The following is a 221-nucleotide window of genomic DNA, read 5'->3' on the forward strand; positions in this document are numbered from 1 at the left end:
GGCTTCGAGTCCCAGTTCGGCGTCAATCATCTTGGCGTTTTTGGGCTGACAACGTTGCTCTTGCCAAAGCTGGCAGAAACGCCGGGATCGCGTGTCGTCGTGACATCCAGCATTGCGCACCTGAAGGGGAGGATCGACTGGGACGACCTCAACGCCGAGAAAAGCTATAACAAGAACGGCCGCTACGGCGGCAGCAAGTTGGCAAACGCACTGTTTTTTTT

At 55.7% G+C, this 221-nt stretch carries 1 pseudogene; it reads left to right on the forward strand.

From position 1 onward, the window contains the following. Positions 1 to 221, forward strand: a pseudogene (locus AF337_RS31975) (oxidoreductase); the annotation flags it as partial.

This window comes from Rhizobium ecuadorense (genome assembly GCF_001187535.1).
Classification (GTDB): Bacteria; Pseudomonadota; Alphaproteobacteria; order Rhizobiales; family Rhizobiaceae; genus Rhizobium; species Rhizobium ecuadorense.